Annotated in this window: 1 protein-coding gene and 1 pseudogene; both read right to left on the minus strand. The window is 70.1% G+C overall.

What is annotated here, in order from left to right:
• Nucleotides 1-248, minus strand: a pseudogene (locus ACZ4SV_RS36385) (murein biosynthesis integral membrane protein MurJ); the annotation flags it as partial.
• 50 nt (nt 249-298) lie between these two features.
• The coding region (locus tag ACZ4SV_RS36390) for a DUF6049 family protein (RefSeq protein ID WP_468011455.1) at nt 299-1133 on the minus strand (835 nt) is incomplete at its 5' end.

The following is a 1133-nucleotide window of genomic DNA, read 5'->3' on the forward strand; positions in this document are numbered from 1 at the left end:
GCTCCCGGATCCTGGTACGTGCCGGGGGGCGGCGGCGGGTGCGCGGCGCGGTCGTAGAGAGCCTCGCCCACCGGGTCCTGGGCGGTCAGACCCTGCGCCCGGTAGGGGTCCTCCTCGTAGGCGTGCTGGAGGTACGGGTCCGGCGGCACGGAGCCGTCCTGGCCCGGCTGCGGAGGAACCGGAGGCCCGCCCGGAGACGCTGCTCCGCCCGCGCCCTGCCCGCGGTCACCGTCGTACGGCGCGTTCATCGAAACCCCTACCTCATCGTCCCCGGCCGACCGGCCACGACAGACATCGCTCAACGGTCCACTTTCTCACCCGTTTCCGAAGGGTCCCCGCTTTCCGGACCGGTGTCCGGAGTCGGGTCACTCGGCTGCTCGGGTCCGTCACCGTCACCGTTCGCCGTGTCGCCTGCCGCGGCGCGCTTGCGATGGGTGTACATCCTGATGCCCGCCAGCACCAGGAGCAGCAAGCCGCCGGCGATGACGAGCAGGACGGTCGGCGTCACCTCGGAGACCTTCACGGTGAAGGTCATCTCCTCGCCGTACGGGGTGCCGTCCTCCGTGAACAGCCGGGCGGTCACCTGGGCGCGTCCGTTGGCGCTGGTCGTCGTGTCGAACTTCACCGACTGGCTGTGGCCGCCGGCGATGCTGATGGGCAGCTCGGTCCGGGACCCGTCGTCGTTGAACTTGAGCCGGATGTTGTCCGACGTCAGCCGGAGGACCAGGCGGTCCACGCCCTGCACCAGCTGGTTCTGCACGGTGACCGGAATGGTCGCGCTGCGCCCGGAGAGGGTCACGTCGGACTTCTTGATGAGCTGTACCTCGGAGGTGAGGCTCTTCAAGTATCTGTGGACCGTCGTGCGGTACTGGCGCGCCTCCACGGGCTGATCGCGCCAGGACGTCGACATCGAGCGGTTCACGGCGTTGCCGAAGGGCGTCACCACGCGGTCGGGCTGGGTCAGGATCGTCTCGAAGGTGTCGAGCGAACCCTGGATCGTGCGGATGTCCTGGAACGCCTGGGTGGGCAGTTCCCGCGCGCGGAGCTTCTGCGGGTAGGCGGAGCGACGGGGCAGCTTGGTGGTGGCCCGCGGGTCGGGCTTGGCCTCGGAGGCCGCCACGAGGTCGAGGGGC

This window comes from Streptomyces sp. NPDC027672 (genome assembly GCF_055566335.1).